The organism is Actinocatenispora thailandica (genome assembly GCF_016865425.1).
Taxonomy (GTDB): domain Bacteria; phylum Actinomycetota; class Actinomycetes; order Mycobacteriales; family Micromonosporaceae; genus Actinocatenispora; species Actinocatenispora thailandica.
In genome coordinates this window covers 638,698-659,453 of sequence record NZ_AP023355.1, presented here as the reverse complement: position 1 = coordinate 659,453, position 20,756 = coordinate 638,698, and the positions used below count along the sequence as shown (strand labels likewise).

Below are 20,756 nucleotides of genomic sequence, written 5' to 3'. Positions count from 1 at the left end.
GCGGGTGCCCGGAACGGGTCACGGGGTCGGACCCCGCCCACACCGGGCGACCACGTCAGATCAACCGGACCCGCGGGTCGATCACCGAATACAGCATGTCGACCACGATGTTGAGCAGGATGATGAAGAAGGCCGCCAACAACACCGTGGCCATCACGACCGGGAGGTTCAGGTCGTTCACCGCCTGCACCGCGGTGCGGCCCAGGCCGTTGACACCGAACACCGTCTCGGTGATCACCGCCCCGCCCAACGAGGCACCGAAGTAGAGCCCGGCCGTGGTGACGATCGGGGTGATCGCCGCCCGCAACGCGTGCCGACCGTACACCCGCCACTTGGTCAGGCCCTTCGCCCGGGCCGTGCGGACGAAGTCCTCCGAGAGCGTCTCCAGCATCTGCGCCCGGGACAGCCGGGCGAAGATCGCCGAGTTCAGGAAGCCCAACGTCACCCACGGCAGCAGCATCTGCATGAACCACTGGCCGGGATCCTCGAACGGCGAAGTGTACCCAGGGTTGGGTAACAGGTGCATCGTGTACACGAACAGGAGCAACAGGATGGGGCCGAAGAAGTAGATCTGCATCGACGCACCGACGAGGCTCACGCCCACCGCCGCCTTGTCGAACGCGGTGCCCCGGCGCAACGCCGAGATCATCCCCAACCCCACGCCGAGCACCAGCTGCAGCACGGTCGCACCGACCACGATCGACACCGTCACCGGCAGGGTGCGCTTGATGATGTCGGTGACCGGCTCGTTGGTACGGAACGAGAAACCCAGGCACGGCGCCGGACACTTCACCGCGAGATCGCCCGTGCCGTACGTCCGGCCGGCGACCATCCCCTTCATGAACTGGCCGTACTGCACGTAGGTCGGCTGATCGAGCCCCAACCGGTGCTCGGTCTGCGCGATCGCGTGCGCATCGCACTGCTTGCCACACATGACGTACGCCGGGGACGTCGGCACCGCAAAGAACAGCAGGAACGTCACGATGCTGACGGCGAACATCGTCAGCACGGCGAGCAGGACCCGCCTGATCAAATACCGAGCCATCACACACCTTGCCGATCAGGGTTCTTCGCGCCGTCCGGCGCCGGGACCTCGGTGCTCGCCACCACCGCGGCGAGCAGGCCTGCCGGCGCGCTCATCGAGACGACTTCGGGTCGAGGGCGTCTCGCACGGAGTCGCCGAACAGGTTGAACGCCAGTACCAGGATGAGGATCGTGGCGCCGGAGACCATCGTGTAGAACGGGTCGGTCTGCAGGAACGTCGTCCCGTTGTTGATCATGCGGCCTAGGTCTGGTGTTGGTTCGACCACGCCGATGTTCAGGAACGACAACGCCGCCTCACCGGTGATGAACTGCGGCACGTTGAGCGAGAAGACCACCAGGATCGGCGCCCAGATGTTCGGCAGCAGCTGGCGGAACAGGATGTGGCCCATGCCGGCGCCGGCCGCCCGGGCCGCCTCGACGAACTCGCGCTCGCGCAGCGACAGCACCTGACCGCGGACCAGCCGGGCCGGGTAGGTCCAGCTGAAGCAGGCGAACACCCCGATGATCAGCCCGACCCGGAACAGCGCCGAGACGTCGCCCCGCTCGCCGTACACCTTGTTCGTGATGACCGGGATCGCCGCCAGGCAGAAGATGAAGAACGGGAAGGCGAGCACCAGGTCGATGAACCAGTTGATGATCGAGTCGATGATGCCGCCGGCGTAGCCGGCCACGATGCCGATGATGATGCCGATCGAGATCGTGATGATCGCGGCCAGGAAGGCGATCACCAGCGAGGTGCGCATCCCGTAGATCAGCTGCATCAGCACGTCGCGGCCGAGCTGCGGCTCCAGGCCGAGCCAGTGCGAGCCGCTGATGCCACCCAGGTAGCCCAGCGGGTAGCCCGACGTGTCCAGCAGGTCGGAGTGCTGGTCGGTGGCGTTCGCCCCGTAGAGCTTGGAAATCAGTGGCGCGGCGATGGCCAACACGAACATGATCACGAGCACGATGCCACTGACGAGTGCCACGCGGTCGCGCTTGAGCCGGATCCAGGCGAGTTGGCCCGGAGACCGGCCGACGATGGCGGCGCCCGCCGTACCCGCGGTGCTGTCGCCGTCCTCGACGGCGGGCACCTCACCGACCGCGATGCCGCCGCCTGGCGGCTCCGCCTGGTCGTGAGGACCCAACGGGGTCTGCGTCATCGAATCTGCTCCCTCCGGGCTGGACCGGATCCAGACTCGCCGAACCGCCTTCCTTCCGGCGGCTGGGGATCCCGTCCGAGCATGCTGCTGCGCCCCGACTTCGACGCGAAACTATCTATGGTTGGCGCCCGTTTTGAATTCCCGGCGGCATCAGGTTGGTAACAAGTGACCGGAACGCGTAACCGCGGGGGACTGTGACGCAGGACAGACGCGAAGTTTCGCCTGATCCGCGCGGCCGGGACGAGCCGTTGGTGCGACACCGGGATCGGCTGTCCAGCCAAATCCCAGACTCTGGTATCGGCGATCCGCTTGCCTCCGACCGCCGTGAGTCGCACCGTTGCGCACATGGGGACCCTACTATCCGCTCAGCAGGTCGCCGATGGGCTCCTGGCCCTACCGGCCTGGCACGGCGACACCACAGAGATTACGCGTAGCTACACCGCGCCGGATTTCCTCTCCGGCATCCGCGCCGTCGACTCGGTGGCCGCGGCGGCGGAGGCCGCCGGACATCATCCGGACATCGACATCCGCTGGACGACCATCACGTTCACCCTGGTCACGCACTCATCGGGCGGAGTGACCGAAGCCGACCTGCGACTCGCCGCGACCATCGACCACCTGCTCGACACGCCGGGTTGACGGTACCCAGCGGCGCCGCCGGGGCCTCGACCGGGTTGCCGGCCGCGCTCACTGTGCGTTGCCGATCGTCGATACCTCCCAAGATCAACTGAACCGCCGAGGCCGTCCCGGTCCGATGATCGTTACCTCGGGTCTTCCGATTCAGTTGTCAACGCGGGACACTCCTGCGCACACACCGATGATCGCGCGGCGTAACGTATGGCCGCGTATGCACGCATTGACGGGCATTTGTCGGATGCGTAAGTCGGCCGCCGTCGGCGGCCCAACATCGCTGAGCAGGAGAGCGAGTCAATGACGACGACCGCAACCCCGCCGACTCGACCGTCCGGGCCGGGCCGGCGCGCGAACATCGCGGCCCGCACGCTGCGGACCGACCGGTGGTGGTTCCAACCGCTGATCACCGTGATCGGGTTGGTGGTCTGGGTGACCTACGCGGTGATCCGCGCCGCGACCCAGAAGGACTACTGGGTAGCCGCCTACCACTACCTGACGCCGTTCGCGTCACCGTGCCTGAGCAAGTCCTGCATTCCGGAGGCGGCGCACTTCGGCCGCCCGCTGCCGGAGTTCCCCCGGTGATCCCGTTCGCGATCATCACCCTGGCGTTCCTGCTGTGCTTCCGGCTCACCTGCTACTACTACCGCAAGGCGTACTACCGGTCGTTCTGGCAGTCGCCGCCGGCGTGCGCGGTGTCCGAGCCGCACAAGAAGTACTCCGGTGAGACCCGGTTCCCGCTGATCGTGCAGAACTTCCACCGCTACTTCTTCTACATCGCGATCCTGATCTCGCTGATCAACACCTACGACGCGGTGCTCGCCTTCCACGGCAAGGGCGGCGGGTTCGGGTTCGGGCTGGGCAACATCATCCTGGTCGGCAACGTGGTCTGCCTGTGGATCTACACGCTGTCCTGCCACTCCTGCCGGAACATCACCGCCGGCCGGCTCAACCACTTCTCCCGGCACCCGGTCCGGCACAAGCTGTGGATGTGGGTCTCGGTGCTGAACGCGCGGCACATGATGTGGGCCTGGATCACGCTGGGAACGCTGATGCTGACCGACGCCTACATCGGGCTGGTCGCCTCCGGCACGCTGACCGACCTGCGCTTCGTCCACTGAGAGGTCACTTCGGATGACACCGACAGGCTGCGGCCGACGCACTTCGCACGACCTCTAATCATTCAAGGCGGCTGAGACACATCATGACCGACATCGAACGCCACTCCTACGACGTCGTCGTCATCGGGGCCGGTGGGGCGGGGCTGCGCGCCGCGATCGAGGCGCGGCTCGCCGGCAAGCGGACCGCGATCATCTGCAAGTCGCTGTTCGGCAAGGCGCACACCGTGATGGCCGAGGGCGGCGCCGCCGCCGCGATGGGCAACGTCAACCCGAACGACAACTGGCAGGTGCACTTCCGCGACACCATGCGCGGCGGCAAGTTCATGAACCACTGGCGGATGGCCGAGCTGCACGCCAAGGAGGCACCCGAGCGCATCTGGGAGCTGGAAACCTACGGCGCGCTGTTCGACCGCACCCCCGAAGGCAAGATCTCGCAGCGCAACTTCGGCGGCCACGAGTACCCGCGGCTCGCGCACGTCGGGGACCGCACCGGCCTGGAGCTGATCCGTACCCTGCAGCAGAAGATCGTGTCGCTGCAGCAGGAGGACTACGCGGCCACCGGCGACTACGAGGCGAACATCCGGGTGTTCGCCGAGACCACCATCACCGAGATCCTCAGTACCGGCGGCGCGGTCTCGGGCTGCTTCGGCTACTACCGCGAGTCGGGCGACTTCCTGCTGTTCGAGGCGCCGGCGGTGGTGCTCGCCACCGGCGGCATCGGCAAGTCGTTCAAGGTCACCAGCAACTCCTGGGAGTACACCGGGGACGGGCACGCGCTCGCGCTGCGTTCCGGCGCGAAGCTGCTGAACATGGAGTTCGTGCAGTTCCACCCGACCGGCATGGTGTGGCCGCCGTCGGTGAAGGGCATCCTCGTCACCGAGTCGGTCCGCGGCGACGGCGGCGTGCTGCGCAACGCCGACGGCAAGCGCTTCATGTTCGACTACGTGCCGGACGTGTTCCGCAAGCAGTACGCGGAGACCGAGGAGGAGGGCGACCGGTGGTACACCGACCCGGACAACAACCGGCGCCCGCCCGAGCTGCTGCCCCGTGACGAGGTCGCCCGCGCGATCAACGCCGAGGTGAAGGCGGGCCGCGGCTCGCCGCGCGGCGGGGTGTTCCTGGACATCGCGTCGCGCCGGTCGGCGGAGTTCATCCACAAGCGGCTGCCCTCGATGTACCACCAGTTCAAGGAGCTGGCCGACGTCGACATCACGAAGGAGCCGATGGAGGTCGGGCCGACCTGCCACTACGTGATGGGCGGCGTCGAGGTCGACCCGGACACCGGCGCGGCGACCGTACCGGGGCTGTTCGCGGCCGGTGAGGTCTCCGGCGGCATGCACGGCTCGAACCGGCTGGGCGGCAACTCGCTGTCCGACCTGCTGGTGTTCGGCAAGCGGGCCGGCGACGGCGCCGCGTCCTACGTGGCCGGGCTGCCGGCCCGGCCGGTGGTGGCCGACGACGACGTCACCGCCGCGGTGCAGACCGCGCTCGCCCCGTTCGAGCGCGCCGGCGGCCCCAGCCCGTACGAGGTGCACGCCGAGCTGCAGCAGACGCTCAACGACCTGGTCGGCATCATCCGCCGGCAGCCGGAGCTGGAGCAGGCCGTCGAGCGCATCGCCGAGCTGCGCAAGCGCATCGACACGGTCGCCGCGCCGCCCGGCCGGCGGTACAACCCGGGCTGGCACCTGTGCCTCGACCTGCGCAACATGCTGATGGTCGGCGAGTGCGTGGCGCGGGCCGCGCTGGAGCGGCAGGAGAGCCGCGGCGGCCACACCCGGGACGACTACCCGGGCATGTCCGCGGACTGGCGGCAGGTCAACCTGGTCTGCACCGCGAACGACGCGGACGAGGTCACCGTGGCCCACCAGCCGCTGCCGGAGATGCCCCGGCGGTTGCAGGAACTGTTCGAACGCAGCGAGCTGGCGAAGTACCTCACCGAGGCGGAGCTTGCCGCGTTCGACCAGGCAGCGTCCGCACCGGGCGGTTCGGATGCCGGGGCCGCCCAGGCCGGCACCGCCGACGGCCGGACGGCCACCGGCGCCGGGGAGGCCGGCGGGGCCGAACCCACCGGGACAAGCACGGCAGCAACGGACGACGGCGCGGCGACAGACGGAGGCGAGAAGTAATGGGCACCCAGCGCCACTTCCGGGTCTGGCGGGGCGACGACGAGAACGGCGACCTGGTCGACTTCGACGTCGAGGTGAACGAGGGCGAGGTCGTCCTCGACATCATCCACCGGCTGCAGGCCACCCAGGCGCCGGATCTCGCGGTCCGGTGGAACTGCAAGGCCGGCAAGTGCGGCTCCTGCTCGGCCGAGATCAACGGCATGCCGAAGCTGATGTGCATGACGCGGATGAACACGTTCGCCGACGACGAGACGGTCACCGTCACCCCGCTGCGCACCTTCCCGGTGATCCGCGACCTGGTCACCGACGTGTCGTTCAACTACCGCAAGGCGCAGCAGATGCCGGCGTTCGACCCGCCGGAGGGCGTCGCACCGGGCGAGTACCGGATGCAGCAGGTCGACGTGGAGCGCTCGCAGGAGTTCCGCAAGTGCATCGAGTGCTTCCTGTGTCAGAACACCTGCCACGTGGTCCGCGACCACGAGGAGAACAAGACCGCGTTCTCCGGCCCCCGGATGTTCATCCGGGCGGCCGAGCTGGACATGCACCCGCTGGACGCGCGGGACGACCGCAAGGACATCGCCCGCGACGACCAGGGCATCGGGTACTGCAACATCACCAAGTGCTGCACCGAGGTCTGCCCGGAGGGCATCAAGATCACCGACAACGCGATCATCCCGATGAAGGAGCGCGTCGTCGACCGCCGGTACGACCCGATCTTCTGGCTCGGCCGCAAGATCTTCCGCCGCCCGGGCATGTCCGCCGATCCGGACCCCGCCAAGGGCCGTCGCGGCTGACGTCGCCCGCACCGACTCCGGCCGGCGTACCCACCTCGGGGACGCCGGCCGGATGTCGTTGCCACGGCGGGACTCGGCTTGACTCTGACACCGTGTCAGCTGGTGTGCTCGGGCATGACGAACTCCGGCAAGACCAACTACGGCGGCTCCGGCCCGTACTGCTACGCCAACTCGCTCGCCATGGTGCTCGGCGACGCGGCACCACCGGCCGGCACCATCGAGGTACTGACCGGGTCCCCGTTCGGGTTCGAGCTGCTCGGCGGCACGATGCCGCTGTTCGACCCGTACGGCTGGGATCCCGAGACGGGCCTCGACGCGGCGACCGCCGCCCTCGGCTGGCGCTGCGAGTACAGCAACGGCGGCGATCCCGGTACCGCCGACCCGGACGAGGCGTGGCGGCGGCTGCGGGCGGCGCTGACGCAGGGGCCGGCGATCGCCGGCGCACTCGACATGGGTCGGCTGCTCTTCCAGCCCGGCACGCCGACCGACGAGGGCATCGACCACTACGTCGTGGTGCTCGAGGCGGACGACGAGCAGGTGCTGCTGCACGACCCGCACGGCCACCCGTACGCGACGCTGGACCGCGCCGCGTTCCTCACCGCCTGGCGCGGCGAGCGGGTGCCGTACCTGGCGGCGTCGTACGTGCTGCGGTCCGCGTTCGCCGCGGTACGACCGTCCACTGTGGACGATGCGGTGCGCAGCACGCTGCCGGCCGCGGCGGCCTGGTTGCGCGGCCGCGACGACCGCCCCGTGCCGCCGGGCACGCTGGCCAACGCGGCCGGCCTGGCGACGCTCGCGGAGCGGGCCGACGCCGGCCTGTCCGACGCGGTACGCGACCACCTGGCGTACTTTGCGATCCGGGTCGGCGCCCGCCGGCTCGCCGACGCGGCCCGCTGCCTGCGCGCGCTGGGCCTCGACGCCGCCGCGGAGATCGCCACCGGGCAGGCCCGGCTGGTCGGCGCGCTGCAGCACCCGATGGTGCGCCGGGACGACGCGGCGGTTGCCGCGCTGTTGCGTCGCCTCGCCCCGAGCTACCACCGCCTCGCCGCCGCGCTCCCCCGCTGAGCCGGGCCGCCGCCTCGCACCGCCGGGCCCGCGGCCCGGGCAGGCAAGCGCAGCGCCGCGCCCGTCCCTGCGGGGTGGTGGGCCGGTCAGCCGGCGGCGAGGCCGCGGGCGGCGGCGACGTACCGGTCGGTGACCCGGTCCTGCAGCCAGCGGGCGGGCGCGGCGCCGAGCCTCGCGTACCAGGTGGCGGGTCGGCTGAACGCGGCGAGCCGGAACACCACGTCGTCGGTGCCGGTCCACTCGACCAGGAACGACTCCTCACCGCGCTCGGGGTGGCCGGCCAGGGTGCCGAAGCCGTAGCCGTACCGGTCGGGTTCGTCGACCGACCAGACGATCCGGCAGGGCGCGGTGAGCCGGAGCGGACCGAGCCGGATGCCGGTGACGAACTGGACGCCGAGCGCCGGCCGGGCCGCCTCGGTGCGGACGGTCAGCCCGGCATCCCGGTGGATCCGCCAGGCCGCCAGCCCGGCCGCGACCCGGTGGTACACCTCCGGCCCGGCACCGAGCCGCTCGGTAAGCCGCACGTGCCGGTACCCGGTCGGCAGCGCACCGCCCGCGGTGGCGCCGACCTCCGGGTAGGTCAGCGGCTCCGGGTGGGGTTTCATCCGGTCAGGTGCGGCACCAGGGCCGCGGCCAGCGGCGCGTCGGCCGGCAGCCACGGCACCGAGTCGAGTTCGTCGGCCGAGAGCCAGCGCACTTCGAGGTGTTCCAGCGCGCGCGGCTCGCCGGCGAGCAGGTCGGCCAGGTAGAGCCGGAGCACCGCGCCGTTGACCATCGGCACGTCGGCGCCGACTCGCCCGCCGACGCCGATCCGGACGCCGAGTTCCTCGATGCACTCCCGCACCAGCGCGGCGGTCTCGGTCTCGCCCGGGTCGACCTTGCCGCCCGGGAACTCCCACCGGCCGGCGGCGGCGGGCGGTGTGGCGCGCTGCGCGGCCAGCACCCGACCGTGCCGGATGATCGCGGCACCGACGACGATCTGTGCGCCGTCGAGGGCGGAGGGTAAGGCGGCCGGATCCGGCTGGGGTGTGCTCGTCACGTTCCACAAGACTGCCAGAATTCCTGGACCGCCACGAGGAATTCTGCACTCATTCGAGCGTTCTGACCGAAAAGTGGGCGTGGACATCACGGGGAGATAACGGCAGACTCGAGCCACCAACCGGTGCAGGCGAACGATCGGCTGGTCACAAGCCGGCGACGAAGCGCCTCGAAGGGGCCGTATGTCCACACTCAACGACGAGATCGTGCGCGAAGCGCTCGCACAACTGGACGGATGGCAGGGAGACCGACGCGGCATCCACCGCACCCTGGAGATCACGGATTCCGAACACGCGGAACTGACCGAACGCATCAAGGTCGTGGCCGACGCCATGCGGCTGCGCCCCGACCTGCACCGCACCGGCGACCACACCGAGATCGACCTCGATCCGGTCGACGGCGACCTGCTGACCACCGCACAGATCGCGCTCGCGGCCCGCATCGAGGCCGCGTACCGCAGCATTGCCGGGCCGACGCTGACGTCCGGCCCGGAGCGGCTCGCGCAGCTGCGGGTGCCCCGGATCTGGCAGCGCTGGCGCCGGCACGCCGGCGGCTCCGTCGCCGACCCCGGCTGACCGACGATCGCGGCCCCACCCCCGGCGGGGCCGCGGCGTCACACCTCGTTCACCGCGGCGCGTTCCAGCGCGGCGATGTCCAGCTTCGTCATCCCCATGAACGCGGCGGTCACCCGGTTCACCACGGTCTGGTCGGTGTGCGCCAGCAGGGTCGGCAGCAGCTGCGGCACGATCTGCCACGCCAGCCCGAACCGGTCGTACGCCCAGCCGCACGGCCCCTCCTTGCCGCCGTCGGTCAGCGCCGACCAGTACCGGTCGATCTCCTCCTGCGTCTCGCACAGCACCTGGAACGACACCGCCTCGGTGAACGGGAACTGCGGGCCGCCGTTCAGCCCCACGAAGCGCTGGCCGTTCAGCTCGAACTCCACCGTCAGGACCGAGCCGGTCTCACCCGGCGCCGCCTCCGGGTTGCGGGTGACGCTCAGGATCCGGGAGTCCGGAAACACCGACGTGTACAGCTGGGCGGCCTGCTCGGCCTGCCCGTCGAACCACAGGCACGGCTGGATCGGACGAATAGCCATGATCTTCACCCTTCTGGTCGTGGCCCCGCCGCTGCGGGCGCCCACCGGTACCGACGATCCGCGCACCGGCAACTGATCGGTCCCGATCCGCGCCCACGGCACCCGCCGGCGCGCCTCCCGCGGACCGGTACCGCCGGGTGGCTGACCACGACGACACCCCCATAGGGTCGACACGTGGTCGACGACGAACCCGAGCTTGCCGAAACGCTGCTGGCCGACTTCCGCACCGCAACCGGCGGCGCCCCCACCCGGCCGGCGCCGGTGACCTGGACCGGGCCGGCGCAGGCGTTGCCGGCACGGCTGCCGGTGACCGCGCTGGCCACCGGTACCGTCGCCGCCGCGGCCACCGCCGCCGCAGAGCTGGTCGCGGTCCGTACCGGCGGGGTGCCGCCGGCCGTCACGGTGGACCGGGCGGCGGTCGCCACCGCGTTCACCAGCGAGCGGCACCTGCGGGTGAACGGGGAGTCGCCCGGGTCGAGCTTCGCACCGCTGTCCGGGTTCTGGCGCACCCGGGACGGCTGGGTGCGCACCCACGCCAACTACCCGCACCACCGCAGGCGGCTGCTCGCCGCCCTCGGCATCGCGCAGGACACCGACGACGAGGCCGCCGCCACCCTGCTGCGGGCCACGCTCGCCGGCCGGAACGCGGACGAGGTCGCAGCCGCGGTCACCGCCGCCGACGGGCTCGCCGTCGCCGCCCGTACCCCGGCCGGGTGGGCGGCGCACGCGCAGGGCGCCGCGGTCGCCGAACTGCCGCTGCTCGCGCTGCGCCGGCTCGGTGACGCGGCACCGCGACCCCTGCCGGCCCCACCGGGCGACCCGCTGCGGCCCGCCGCCGGGCTGCGGGTCCTCGACCTGACCCGGGTCATCGCCGGCCCCGTCGGCACCCGTACCCTCGCGCTGCTCGGCGCCGACGTGCTGCGGGTGGACAGCCCGCGGCTGCCGGAGCTCCCGGCCCAGCAGCTCGACACCGGGTTCGGCAAGCGGTCCACCCTGCTCGACCTCGCCGCCCCGGCGGACCGGGCCACCTTCGACGCCCTGCTGGCCGGCGCCGACGTGCTCGTCACCGGGTACCGCCCGGGGGCACTGGCGCGGTTCGGGCTGACGCCCGGTGACCTCGCCGAACGGTACCCGGGGCTGGTGGTCGCGACGCTCAGCGCCTGGAGCAGCACCGGACCGTGGGCGCGGCGGCGCGGGTTCGACAGCCTCGTCCAGGTCGCCACCGGCATCGCCGCCGCCGAGGCGGGCCCGGACGGCGAGCGGCCCGGCGCGCTGCCGGCGCAGGCACTCGACCACGGGACCGGCTACCTGCTCGCCGCGGCGGTGCTGCGCGCGGTGGCGGCCCGGCACCTGGACGGCGGCAGCTGGCACGCCGAGCTGTCGCTGGCCCAGACCGCCGGCTGGCTGCTCGACCACGGCGGCGCCGGCCGCCCCGGCGTGGCCGCCGACACCACACCGGGTGCCGTTCCCGATCCGGCGCCGTGGCTCGCCGAGGTCGACACCCCGGCGGCCCGGCTGCGGTACGCGCTGTCCCCGGTGCGGTTCGCCGGCAGCCCGGCCACCTGGACGCATCCCGCACACCCGCTGGGGGCCGACCCCGCCGCCTGGGCCTGATCCCGCCGCGCCGGGCGCCGGGACGCCGCGGCTAGGTTGGCCGGCATGGAGTCGATGGACGCGGCGTTCCTCGATGCGGCCCGCACGACGCTCGCCCTGCTCGGGCGGGACGAGGTCCGGGACCGCTGGGACGAGCCGAGTGCGCTGGACCGGATGAGCGTGGGAATGCTCGCCTGCCACCTCGGCCGCCAGCTGGAACGGGCCCGGCAGATCCTGCCGGTCACCGGTACCGGCGAGCCGATCAGCGACGCGGCCGAGCACTACCGGCGCGCCACCTGGGTGACCGCGACCGCACTGGACGACGAGTCGATGGACCGGTCGACCGACGAGCGGCAGGCGGCGGCCGGGTACGCCGCCATGGTCTCCCGGTGCGGCACGGCCCTGCACGCGGCGGCGGAGTTGCTGGCCGCGGGCGGGGCGGCGGCGATCGTCACGATCCCCTGGCAGGGTTGGAGCCTGCGGCGCGCGGACTTCCTGCATACCCGGCTGGTGGAGCTCGTGGTACACAGCGACGATCTGGCGCGCTCCGTCGGCATCGCCACGCCCGAGTTCGCGCCGGCCGCGTTCGCACCGGTACTGCACCTGCTGGCCGACCTCGCCGCTGCCCGGCACGGCCAGTCCGCGCTGATCAGCGCGCTGACCCGGGGCGAGCGCCAGCCCGACACCATCACCGCCTTCTGACCGGCACCGCCGCCTGACACCGGCCCGCCGGCCGTCGCCCCGGCGCTCGCCGGGCCGTCCGCGGGCCCACACCGCCGGCCGCTCGCCGGGCCCGCACCGCGTGTCCACCCCGCAGGACCTGCGGCGCTTGCCCGTCCGTGGGGCCCGCGGCGCGCGGTTCGAACACCGGCCCGGGTGACGCCGGCATCGAGCGCGTTGACTTAGGCAGGTATTTGCCTGCATAATTTGGCCGTGGACGAGACACCCATCGAGCTGGACCTGGTGTTCAAGGCGCTGGCGGACCGCACCCGGCGGCTGCTGCTCGACCGGCTCCGGGAGCGCAACGGCCAGACCCTCGGTGAGCTGTGCACGCCGCTGGGGATGGCCCGCCAGTCCGCCACCCAGCACCTGGACATCCTGCGCCGGGCCAACCTGGTCGCGGTCGTCCGCCGGGGCCGGGAGCGGCTGCACTACCTCAACCCGGTGCCGATCCACGAGATCCAGCAGCGCTGGATCGCCGAGTTCGACCGCCCGCGCCTCAACGCGCTGGGCGCCATCAAGACCACCGCCGAGGAGTACGCCATGAGCGAGCAGCCGATCCCGACCTACGTGTACGTCACCTACATCCGGGCCAACGCCGACCAGGTGTGGCGGGCCCTCACCGACGCCGAAGCCACCGCGCGGTTCTGGGGCCATGCCAACGTGTCCGACTGGCAGCCCGGATCGACCTGGGAGCATCGTCGGGTCGACGGCTCGGACATCGTCGACGTCGCCGGTACGGTGCGGGCAGCCGACCCGCCGAACCGGCTGGTGATGACGTTCGACGCCCCCGGCGCCGAGACCCCGGGCGGCCCGTCCGTCGTCACGTTCCTGATCGAGCCGCACCAGGACATCGTCCGGCTCACCGTCACGCACGAGAACCTGGCCGGCCCCGGCCAGCTGCGCGGCATCTCGCAGGGCTGGCCCGCGGTGCTGGCGAACCTCAAGTCCCTGCTGGAAACCGGCGACGTGTTGCCGCAGGCGCCGTGGGAGATGGCCGCCGACGAGGAGCGGACGCACTGATGGACACCGACACCCTGCGGCAGGCGTACGACGCGCTGCTCGACGCCGCGGCGTCGCTGGCCGGGCAGCCGACGGCGCCGCCGGCCGGTGAATGGGACACCGACGAGATCCTCGCGCACGTCGCGCTGGTGGACGCGGGCACGCTCGCCGCCGGGTACGCGGTCGCGGCCGGTGCCCACGCCGGCTACGACAACCGGATCGCGCAGGACCGCTGGACCATCCGGCGCACCATCCACCGCGCCGGCGGCAACACCGGCCTGCGCGACCGGATCCGGCGCCAGGGCGACGCGCTCTGCACCCTGGCCGGCCAGTTGCTCGGGCCCGACGAGCTGAACACCGCGATCCCGACGCTGCTGGTGTCCGGCGACGCCGTGCTGGTCGACCAGCCGGTACCGTTGCGCGACATCGTCGCCGGGCTCGCCGCCGACCACCTCCCCCGGCACGCCGCCCAGCTGATCGCCCTGCGATCGCCGCGCCGGCCCGCCGCGGACCAGCTGCCGGCGGACGGGCGCGGCGGGCGGCCCCTGCCCGCCGCGCGGTAACCGGGTCGCCCGACCGCACGGCCGGTGCTAGAACAGCGGTATGGACGTCGAGCTCCGACCGCTGCGGCACGAGGACGCGCCCGCACACTGCGCCGGCGAGGACGACGCGACGGTGCGCTGGCTGACCGGCGGCCACGGGACCCTCGCCGGTACCCGCGCGCACTTCGACCGGCTCGCCGCGAACGCCGGCGCCGGCCGGGGCAAGCGCGGCTTCGGGGTCTGGTGGGACGACCGGCTCGCCGGCTACGTGGACTGCGACCCGGACAACCGGGATGGCCTGCGGCCGGCCGAACCCGCCCCGGTCAACCTCTCCTACTGCGTGCACCCATGGGCCCGCGGGCACCGCGTCGCGGTCGCCGCGGTCGGCCTGATCTGCTCGTACGTCAAGGAACACGCCATCGGCGAGGTGGCCGCGATCCGGGTCGAGCCGGCCAACACCGCCTCGGTGCGCGTCGCGCGCCGATGCGGCTTCCGGCACCGCCGGCGCTACCCCGCGAGCCACCCCGACGGCTCCCCCGCCACCTTCGACCTCTACCTCCTGGACCTCTGAACCGCCCGGCCGACGCCGGCTGCGCTCGTTGCCGCGCCGCTGGTTGCCAGGCCGATCCCGGCCGGCGAGGATCGGGGAGTGACGGAAGAACGGTCCACCGAACTCGACCAGCTGCTCGCCGAGCAGATCGCCTACTACCGCGCGCTCGCCGGGGAGTACGAGGATCACGCCCTTCCGTTCGGTGGCGGCGACGAGTTGTCCGCCGCGCTCGACGCGTTCCGGCCAACGGGGAGCGTCCTGGAGCTCGCCTGCGGGCAGGGTCTCTGGACGCGTCAGCTGGTCCGGTACGCCGACGAGGTGACGGCCCTGGACGCGTCCCCGGAGATGCTCGCGATCGCGGCGGAGCGGGTCGGCAGCGACCGGGTGCGCTTCGTGCGGGCGAACATCTTCGACTGGGTCCCGGACCGCCGCTACGACGTGGTCTTCCTCGGCTTCTGGCTCTCGCACGTCCCGCTGGAACGGTTCGATTCCTTCTGGGCCACGATGGCGGACTGCATCACGCCGGCCGGCCGGGTGTTCTTCGTCGACGACGGCTACCGCACCGCCGACGAGCTGGTCGAGGGCGAGTCGTCCACGACGGTCCGCCGCCGCCTCAACGACGGGACCACGCACCGCGCCGTCAAGGTCCCGCATCGGCCAGCCGAACTGGAGCAACGCCTCGCTGCCTGCGGCTGGCGGGTGACCGTCACCCCCACGACGTCCGGGCCGTTCTACTGGGGTGCCGGCGGTCTGGCGCACCGAACCGGCCCACTGCGGAACGCGGGCGATCAGTGCGCCGGATCATGACCGGGGCCACCGCCATCGCGGGCTGACGCCGTCCGCCCGCCGCCCGGAGCATCCGGGCGGTCTCCCGCCGGCTGGCCTGCCGCCAGGCGGCCTCGCCGGAGCTGCACGCTGTCGGCGAGCTTGAGCCAGACGACGCCGGCGATGATGACGGCGAGCCAGAACGCCCGCAGCGGGGTGAGGGTCTCGTCGAACAGGACGGGACCGAGCAGCGCCGCTCCGACCGCGCCGATACCGGCCCAGACCGCGTAGCCGATCCCGACGTCGATGCGCTTGAGCGCGACACTCAGCGCGAACAGCGTCAGCAGAAAGAAGACGGCGGCGGAGACGGACCAGCCGGGGGCGGTGAATCCGCTGCTGCCAGCGACGCTGAGGGCGTAGCCGATCTCGAATCCCCCGGCCAGCACGAGCATCGCCCAGGGTCCGGCCTGCTTGGTGGGGCTCATGGTGTGCATCCCTTCGCTCTGGTGACTGGGTACGGTCGGCTCACGCGGCGCCGCTGAGCTGCAGGCCGACGACACCGCCGATGACGATCGCGATGCCGAGCGCCTTCCGCCAGTTCAGCCGCTGGCCGAGGAAGAGCGCCCCGATCACGGCGATTCCGACGCCGGAGATGCTGGTCCAGATCGCGTAGCCGACGCCGACGTCGAAGGTGAGCAGGGCCAGGCTGAGCAGGAAGGTGCCGGCGGCACCGCTGGCGAGCGTGGCCACGGTCCACCATGGCCGGGTGAAGCCCTGCGCCTTGCTCGCGAAGATGCCGACGGCGACCTCGAAGACGACGGCGACGGCGAGGTAGAGCCAGTTCATGACGGATCCCTTCCGGTAGCGCAGCTTCCTGCGGTCACCTGAATTTTCTATGCCTGTACATGCATATATATGGGTGGGCCGGCCCCATGAGCACGGTCAGTTCGGCGCGTCACTGCCGGACGGAGTGCCCAGTCACCCCGACAGCAGCGCGGCCACCTCGCCGAGCGCGTCCGAGAGCTGCCGCAGATCCAGCTCCGGGAACCGCTCCGCCGCCGACGAGAGCAGCTCCCGGACCCGTTCTTCGTACGGCGTGCGCAGGTCGCCGAGCAACGCCTCGCCCGGCGCGGTGAGGACCGCGTAGACGCCCCTGCCGTCGTCGGCGCAGAGGTCTCGACGCACCAGCTTCTTGGCCTCCAGCCGGCTCACCAGGCGGGTCGCGGAACTCTGGTTCAACCCGACCTGCTGGGCCAGCTCGCTGACCCGCAGCTCCTGGTCGGCCGCCTGCCCCAGCGCCGCGAGAGCCCTGCAGTCGGTCAGCCCGATCCGGTAGCGATCGGCAAGCCAGCGGTCCAGGCCGGCGTCCACCGCGGACGCGAACGCGGCGACCCGCGCCCACGCCGAACTGACCGTGGCGGTTGACCCAGTCGAGGCACTTGCCTGCATGTGCATGCATCGATCTTACCGGGGCGGAGCCGGCACGCAACCGTTGTGGCAGGACACACCCCCGGGCCTGCCACCGAGCCGGGTCGGCGGCCCCGGCAGCAGCGGCGGCGCTCGCTGCGCCCGCCGTCCCGCACCGCAGCCGGCCGTCCCAGCGCGAACCGGGACGCCTCCCGCCCCGCCCTACCCGTCCCGGCGCGGCGCCTTCAGTCCGACGCGGTGGCCGTCGGGGTCGAGCACGATCGCGAAGTGCTGGCCCCAGGGCATGTCGGTCGGCGGCTTGACGGTCGGCGCACCGGCGGCGGCGAGCGCCGCCACCGTCGCATCCAGGCAGTCCGCGGAATCCAGCTCGAGGTCGAGCTGCGGGCCACCCGCCGACGGCTGCGGCGCGGTCTCGTCCCACCATGCGGCGAACCCGGTCGAGTGCAGCACGATCGTGACGCCGGTGTCGGTCGAGACCCAGGCCTCGGCAGGCCCGTCACCGTGCCGGTTCCGCGGCCGGAAGGCGATACCCAGCCGTTCGTAGAAGGCGCGGCTGCGCTCGAGGTCCGCGACGACGAGGTTGACTTGGACGACGGTGGCCATGGCCACCACCCTGCCATGCGATCGCGATCGGCTGTCGCGGAAGCGACCCGGCGAGCACGATCCACGCACAGCCGGCGCGGTCGGTCACCAGGTCACCGGGCCACCGGGCCACCGGCCACCGGGTCACCGGGCACCGGTCACCGGTCACCGGTCACCGAATGTGCTTCACGTCGGCGCCACACGAGACCGCGGCCGAGTTGCCCCGCCTCGGTCAGCGGCGCCACTGGTAGGGCGTCGTCGTCGACACCTTGACCAGACCGGCGCGTTCGAGGATCGGACGCGAGTATTCGGTGGAGTCGCTCTGCACGAACGCCTTGCCGGCGATGATCGCGGACCGGGCACGCGCCGCCGTCAACGCGCGGTAGATGCCCCGGCCGCGCCACGGCTGCAGCGTCGCCCCGCCCCAGATCCCGGCGAAGTCGGTACCCTCGACCGGCTCCAAGCGCCCGGCGCCGACGATGCGTCCGTCGGCTTCGGCCACCCAGAGTTCCAGGCCGTCGTCGAGGGCCAGCCGGCGCACGAGCGCCTCGGCCATCCGATCCGAGACCTCGTCGCCGAACGCCTCGTCCTGCATCGCGCACATGGCACGGACGTCCGGCGCCGCGGTCACCCGGCGTAGCGTGACACCGGCGGGCAACGGGACGTCGACCGCCAGCGCGGTCGCGGGCCCGACCATGATCGACTCAGCCTCGCCCGGCTCGAACCCGTTGCCGACCAGCGCCTCGTGCAGGCCGGGCGCGCGGTCGTGGCCGCGCGTCTTCCACTCCACCCGACGAATCGTGCGGTCGTCCCGGTAGAACCTCAGCACCTCGGAGACCAGCCGGGTGATCGCCGCGGCGCCCATGCCGCCCAGGTCGCGGTAGGTGACGAAGCCCCGCCCACCCTCGAACGTGGCCAGCCGCAGCGGCCCGTGGCTGGTGACCGCGAGCGCGTCCAGCGTCTCGGCATCGGTGCGCAACTGCTCGTCGTACGCCTGGAGAAGGCCGGCCGCATTCGTCACGGCGACCACCCTGGTGGCGGTACGGTCGGATCGGCAAGCCGATTATCGGCGCGGCCGTCACACGTTGAAGCGGAACTCGACCACGTCGCCGTCGGCCATCACGTAGTCCTTGCCCTCCATCCGTACCTTGCCCTGCGCCTTCGCCTCCGCCATCGAGCCGGCCGCGATCAGGTCGTCGTACGAGACGATCTCGGCCTTGATGAAGCCGCGCTGGAAGTCGGTGTGGATCGCTCCGGCGGCCTCCGGCGCGGTCGCGCCACGCCGGATCGTCCAGGCGCGCGACTCCTTCTCCCCCGCGGTCAGGAACGTCTGCAGGCCGAGCGTGCCGAAGCCGACCCGGGCCAGCTGGGACAGGCCCGACTCCTCCTGGCCCATCGACTGCAGCAGCTCCAGCGCCTCGTCGTCGGGCAGCTCGACCAGCTCCGACTCGATCTTCGCGTCCAGGAAGATCGCCTCGGCCGGCGCGACCAGCTTGCGCAGCTCCTGCTTGGCGTCCTCGTCGACCAGCTGGTCCTCGTCCACGTTGAACGCGTAGAGGAACGGCTTCGCGGTGAGCAGGTGCAGGTCGTACAGCGGTTCGGTGTCCAGGCCGGCGGCGAACACGGTACGGCCGGAGTCCAGGACCTGCTTGGCCTCCTCGACGGCGGCGAGCACCGGCTGCTTGTCCTTGACCAGCCGGGCCTCCTTGGTCAGCCGCGGCAGCACCTTCTCGATGGTCTGCAGGTCGGCCAGGATCAGCTCGGTGTTGATCGTCTCGATGTCGTCGTGCGGCGACACCCGGCCGTCGACGTGCGCCACATCGTCGTCGTGGAACGCGCGGATCACCTGGCAGATCGCGTCCGACTCGCGGATGTTCGCGAGGAACTTGTTGCCCAGCCCCTGCCCCTCGCTGGCGCCCCGCACCAGGCCGGCGATGTCCACGAACGTCACGGTCGCCGGCACCACCCGCTGCGAGTGGTACAGCTCGGACAGCACGCCGAGCCGGGGGTCCGGGACACCCACCACGCCGGTGTTGGGTTCGATCGTCGCGAACGGGTAGTTCGCGGCCAGGACCTCGTTCCGGGTCAGCGCGTTGAACAGGGTGCTCTTGCCGACGTTGGGCAGGCCGACGATGCCGATCGTGAGACTCACAGCGGGCCAGTCTACGTGCGGCCCGACGCCGGCACCCACCGTGCCGGGCGGCGCGGGTACATCGCCGGGAGTACCGGGTGCCTCCCGGCGGAGGACACCCGGGGTACGGTCGCGCGCCTAGGCTCGTGGTGTGACGGCGACGCGGTACCCGGGCGTGGTGCGGTGGCGGCTGCCTCCACTGCTGCTGGACGCGGTCCTGGCGATCGTGGTCACCGCGCTGGTGGTGCTCGGTTCGGTGGGCGAGTCGTACCCGACCAGCCCGGACAACACGGTGGCCGGGTTGGTGGTGCCGCCGTGGCCGGCGTACCTGCTGGCCGGTGCCGCCGCCGCGGTGCTGCTGTGGCGCCGCCGCCGGCCGGTCACGGTGTGGGCGGTTTCGCTGGCGCTGGTCGTGGCGTACACGATCCCCGGGTACGTCAACGGCGCCGCGCTGGTCGCCCCGGTCCTCGCGGTGTACACGGTGACCACGCTGGGCCGGGCCCGGCGGGCGCTGCTGCTGTCCGGGATCACCGTCGTGGTGCTGATGGGTAGCACCATGCTGTTCGGCCCGTTCGGGTTCGGCGGGCCCGTCACGGTGATCCCGTTCGAGGTGGCGGTGGCGCTGGCGGCCGGGCTCGCGGTGGCCAGCCGCCGGGCGTACGTCGCGGAGATCGCGGACCGGGCCGAGCAGGCCGAACGTACCCGCGAGGAGGAGGCGCGGCGCCGGGTCGACGCCGAGCGGCTGCGGATCGCCCGGGAGCTGCACGACGTCGTCGCGCACACGATGGCGACGATCAGCGTGCAGGCCGCCGCGGCGGCGCACGTGCTGAAGGACCCGCCGCCGGAGGCGGCGACGGCGCTGGCCGCGATCCGGGCGGCCAGCAAGGACGGCCTGGTCGAGCTGCGGGCGATCCTGCGGCTGTTGCGCACCGACGGGGAAGCCGACCCGCGACATCCGACCCCCGGGCTGGCCCAGCTCGACGCGCTCGCCGAGCGCACCCGGCAGGCCGGCGTCCCGGTCACCCTGCGGCTGCCGGCCCCGCTGCCGGAGCTGCCGGGCGCCACCGAACTCGTCGCGTACCGGATCGTGCAGGAATCGCTGACCAACACCGTCAAGCACGCCGGCCCGGCCCGCGCGACGGTCACCGTCGAAACCCGGGACGGGCAGCTCGACCTCACCGTCGTCGACGACGGAATCGGTTGCGCCACAACCGAATCCGACGGCCACGGGCTGCTCGGCATGCGGGAGCGGGCGGCGTCGATCGGCGGTACCGTCGAGGCCGGACCGCACCCCGGCGGCGGCTTCCGGGTGCACGCCCGCCTGCCGTTGCAGGCCGGTGCGCCACGGTTGCCCGCCGGACCCCGGTACCCGGACCCGCTAGGTTGATGC

Annotated in this window: 22 protein-coding genes and 2 pseudogenes; 13 read left to right on the top strand and 11 right to left on the bottom strand. The window is 72.0% G+C overall.

Annotated features, from left to right (window positions below; translation table 11 throughout):
- Nucleotides 1-55 precede the first annotated feature (55 nt).
- Complete coding sequence (locus Athai_RS03065) at nt 56-1,045, bottom strand: ABC transporter permease (RefSeq protein WP_203960055.1); 990 nt, start codon at nt 1,043-1,045, stop codon at nt 56-58.
- A 91-nt stretch (nt 1,046-1,136) separates the two neighbouring features.
- Entirely contained in the window at nt 1,137-2,183 is a 1,047-nt protein-coding gene (locus Athai_RS03060) for an ABC transporter permease (protein WP_203960054.1), read from the bottom strand.
- Between the two features lie 324 nt (nt 2,184-2,507).
- On the opposite strand from Athai_RS03060, the gene Athai_RS03055 reads away from it, so the two are divergent.
- The 5 genes and pseudogenes from Athai_RS03055 (at nt 2,508) to Athai_RS03035 (ending at nt 7,919) form a co-directional block, all read left to right on the top strand.
- Entirely contained in the window at nt 2,508-2,822 is a 315-nt protein-coding gene (locus Athai_RS03055) for a 4a-hydroxytetrahydrobiopterin dehydratase (protein ID WP_239156684.1), read from the top strand.
- A gap of 291 nt (nt 2,823-3,113) precedes the next feature.
- A pseudogene (locus Athai_RS03050) lies at nt 3,114-3,934 on the top strand (hypothetical protein).
- 83 nt (nt 3,935-4,017) lie between these two features.
- Nucleotides 4,018-6,060, top strand: coding sequence for a fumarate reductase/succinate dehydrogenase flavoprotein subunit (locus Athai_RS03045; protein ID WP_203960053.1), 2,043 nt, complete (start codon nt 4,018-4,020; stop codon nt 6,058-6,060).
- Nucleotides 6,060-6,818 (top strand): annotated as a pseudogene (locus Athai_RS03040) (succinate dehydrogenase/fumarate reductase iron-sulfur subunit); the annotation flags it as partial. The gene Athai_RS03045 and the pseudogene Athai_RS03040, both read left to right, overlap by 1 nt.
- 150 nt (nt 6,819-6,968) lie before the next feature.
- On the top strand, nt 6,969-7,919 hold the full coding sequence (locus tag Athai_RS03035) for a cysteine peptidase family C39 domain-containing protein (RefSeq protein ID WP_203960051.1): 951 nt from the start codon (nt 6,969-6,971) through the stop codon (nt 7,917-7,919).
- An 86-nt stretch (nt 7,920-8,005) separates the two neighbouring features.
- Here Athai_RS03035 and Athai_RS03030 read toward each other — a convergent pair whose 3' ends face one another.
- Together Athai_RS03030 and Athai_RS03025 are read right to left on the bottom strand one after the other, a co-directional pair.
- Nucleotides 8,006-8,524, bottom strand: a complete 519-nt coding sequence (locus Athai_RS03030; RefSeq protein ID WP_203960050.1) for a DUF1990 family protein — start codon at nt 8,522-8,524, stop codon at nt 8,006-8,008.
- The gene (locus Athai_RS03025; RefSeq protein WP_239157346.1) at nt 8,521-8,898 is read right to left on the bottom strand and encodes a (deoxy)nucleoside triphosphate pyrophosphohydrolase; all 378 of its coding nucleotides are present in this window, start codon (nt 8,896-8,898) and stop codon (nt 8,521-8,523) included. Before Athai_RS03025 ends, Athai_RS03030 begins: the two co-directional genes overlap by 4 nt.
- A gap of 241 nt (nt 8,899-9,139) precedes the next feature.
- On the opposite strand from Athai_RS03025, the gene Athai_RS03020 reads away from it, so the two are divergent.
- Nucleotides 9,140-9,532, top strand: coding sequence for a 4a-hydroxytetrahydrobiopterin dehydratase (locus Athai_RS03020; RefSeq protein WP_203960048.1), 393 nt, complete (start codon nt 9,140-9,142; stop codon nt 9,530-9,532).
- Between the two features lie 38 nt (nt 9,533-9,570).
- Here Athai_RS03020 and Athai_RS03015 read toward each other — a convergent pair whose 3' ends face one another.
- The gene (locus Athai_RS03015) at nt 9,571-10,053 is read right to left on the bottom strand and encodes a VOC family protein (RefSeq protein WP_239156683.1); all 483 of its coding nucleotides are present in this window, start codon (nt 10,051-10,053) and stop codon (nt 9,571-9,573) included.
- A gap of 174 nt (nt 10,054-10,227) precedes the next feature.
- On the opposite strand from Athai_RS03015, the gene Athai_RS03010 reads away from it, so the two are divergent.
- The 6 genes from Athai_RS03010 to Athai_RS02985 all read left to right on the top strand — a co-directional run bounded on the left by Athai_RS03010 (nt 10,228) and on the right by Athai_RS02985 (nt 15,267).
- A complete protein-coding gene (locus tag Athai_RS03010; protein WP_203960047.1) occupies nt 10,228-11,667 on the top strand; it encodes a CoA transferase in 1,440 nt (479 codons plus the stop codon).
- A gap of 45 nt (nt 11,668-11,712) precedes the next feature.
- Nucleotides 11,713-12,348: a maleylpyruvate isomerase N-terminal domain-containing protein gene (locus tag Athai_RS03005; protein WP_203960046.1), complete on the top strand. Its 636-nt coding sequence runs from the start codon at nt 11,713-11,715 to the stop codon at nt 12,346-12,348.
- 231 nt (nt 12,349-12,579) lie between these two features.
- Nucleotides 12,580-13,389 (top strand): ArsR/SmtB family transcription factor, encoded by an 810-nt coding sequence (locus Athai_RS03000; RefSeq protein WP_239156682.1) that lies wholly within the window; start codon nt 12,580-12,582, stop codon nt 13,387-13,389.
- On the top strand, nt 13,389-13,931 hold the full coding sequence (locus Athai_RS02995; RefSeq protein WP_203960045.1) for a hypothetical protein: 543 nt from the start codon (nt 13,389-13,391) through the stop codon (nt 13,929-13,931). The genes Athai_RS03000 and Athai_RS02995 overlap by 1 nt, the downstream gene beginning before the upstream one ends.
- Nucleotides 13,932-13,971: 40 nt before the next feature.
- On the top strand, nt 13,972-14,481 hold the full coding sequence (locus tag Athai_RS02990; protein ID WP_203960044.1) for a GNAT family N-acetyltransferase: 510 nt from the start codon (nt 13,972-13,974) through the stop codon (nt 14,479-14,481).
- A gap of 78 nt (nt 14,482-14,559) precedes the next feature.
- On the top strand, nt 14,560-15,267 hold the full coding sequence (locus tag Athai_RS02985) for a methyltransferase domain-containing protein (RefSeq protein WP_203960043.1): 708 nt from the start codon (nt 14,560-14,562) through the stop codon (nt 15,265-15,267).
- Here the strand turns inward: Athai_RS02985 and Athai_RS02980 are convergent.
- From Athai_RS02980 to ychF, 6 genes are all read right to left on the bottom strand, one after another.
- Entirely contained in the window at nt 15,249-15,710 is a 462-nt protein-coding gene (locus Athai_RS02980; RefSeq protein ID WP_239156681.1) for a DMT family transporter, read from the bottom strand. The two genes, Athai_RS02985 and Athai_RS02980, sit on opposite strands and share 19 nt — an antisense overlap.
- Before the next feature lie 40 nt (nt 15,711-15,750).
- Nucleotides 15,751-16,071, bottom strand: a complete 321-nt coding sequence (locus Athai_RS02975) for a DMT family transporter (protein ID WP_203960042.1) — start codon at nt 16,069-16,071, stop codon at nt 15,751-15,753.
- A 132-nt stretch (nt 16,072-16,203) separates the two neighbouring features.
- A complete protein-coding gene (locus tag Athai_RS02970) occupies nt 16,204-16,680 on the bottom strand; it encodes a MarR family winged helix-turn-helix transcriptional regulator (protein ID WP_203960041.1) in 477 nt (158 codons plus the stop codon).
- A 174-nt stretch (nt 16,681-16,854) separates the two neighbouring features.
- On the bottom strand, nt 16,855-17,256 hold the full coding sequence (locus Athai_RS02965; protein WP_203960040.1) for a VOC family protein: 402 nt from the start codon (nt 17,254-17,256) through the stop codon (nt 16,855-16,857).
- 211 nt (nt 17,257-17,467) lie between these two features.
- A complete protein-coding gene (locus Athai_RS02960) occupies nt 17,468-18,256 on the bottom strand; it encodes a GNAT family N-acetyltransferase (protein WP_239156680.1) in 789 nt (262 codons plus the stop codon).
- 57 nt (nt 18,257-18,313) lie between these two features.
- Nucleotides 18,314-19,387, bottom strand: coding sequence for a redox-regulated ATPase YchF (gene ychF, locus Athai_RS02955; protein WP_203960038.1), 1,074 nt, complete (start codon nt 19,385-19,387; stop codon nt 18,314-18,316).
- A gap of 130 nt (nt 19,388-19,517) precedes the next feature.
- On the opposite strand from ychF, the gene Athai_RS02950 reads away from it, so the two are divergent.
- Entirely contained in the window at nt 19,518-20,753 is a 1,236-nt protein-coding gene (locus Athai_RS02950) for a sensor histidine kinase (RefSeq protein WP_203960037.1), read from the top strand.
- Nucleotides 20,754-20,756 lie beyond the last annotated feature (3 nt).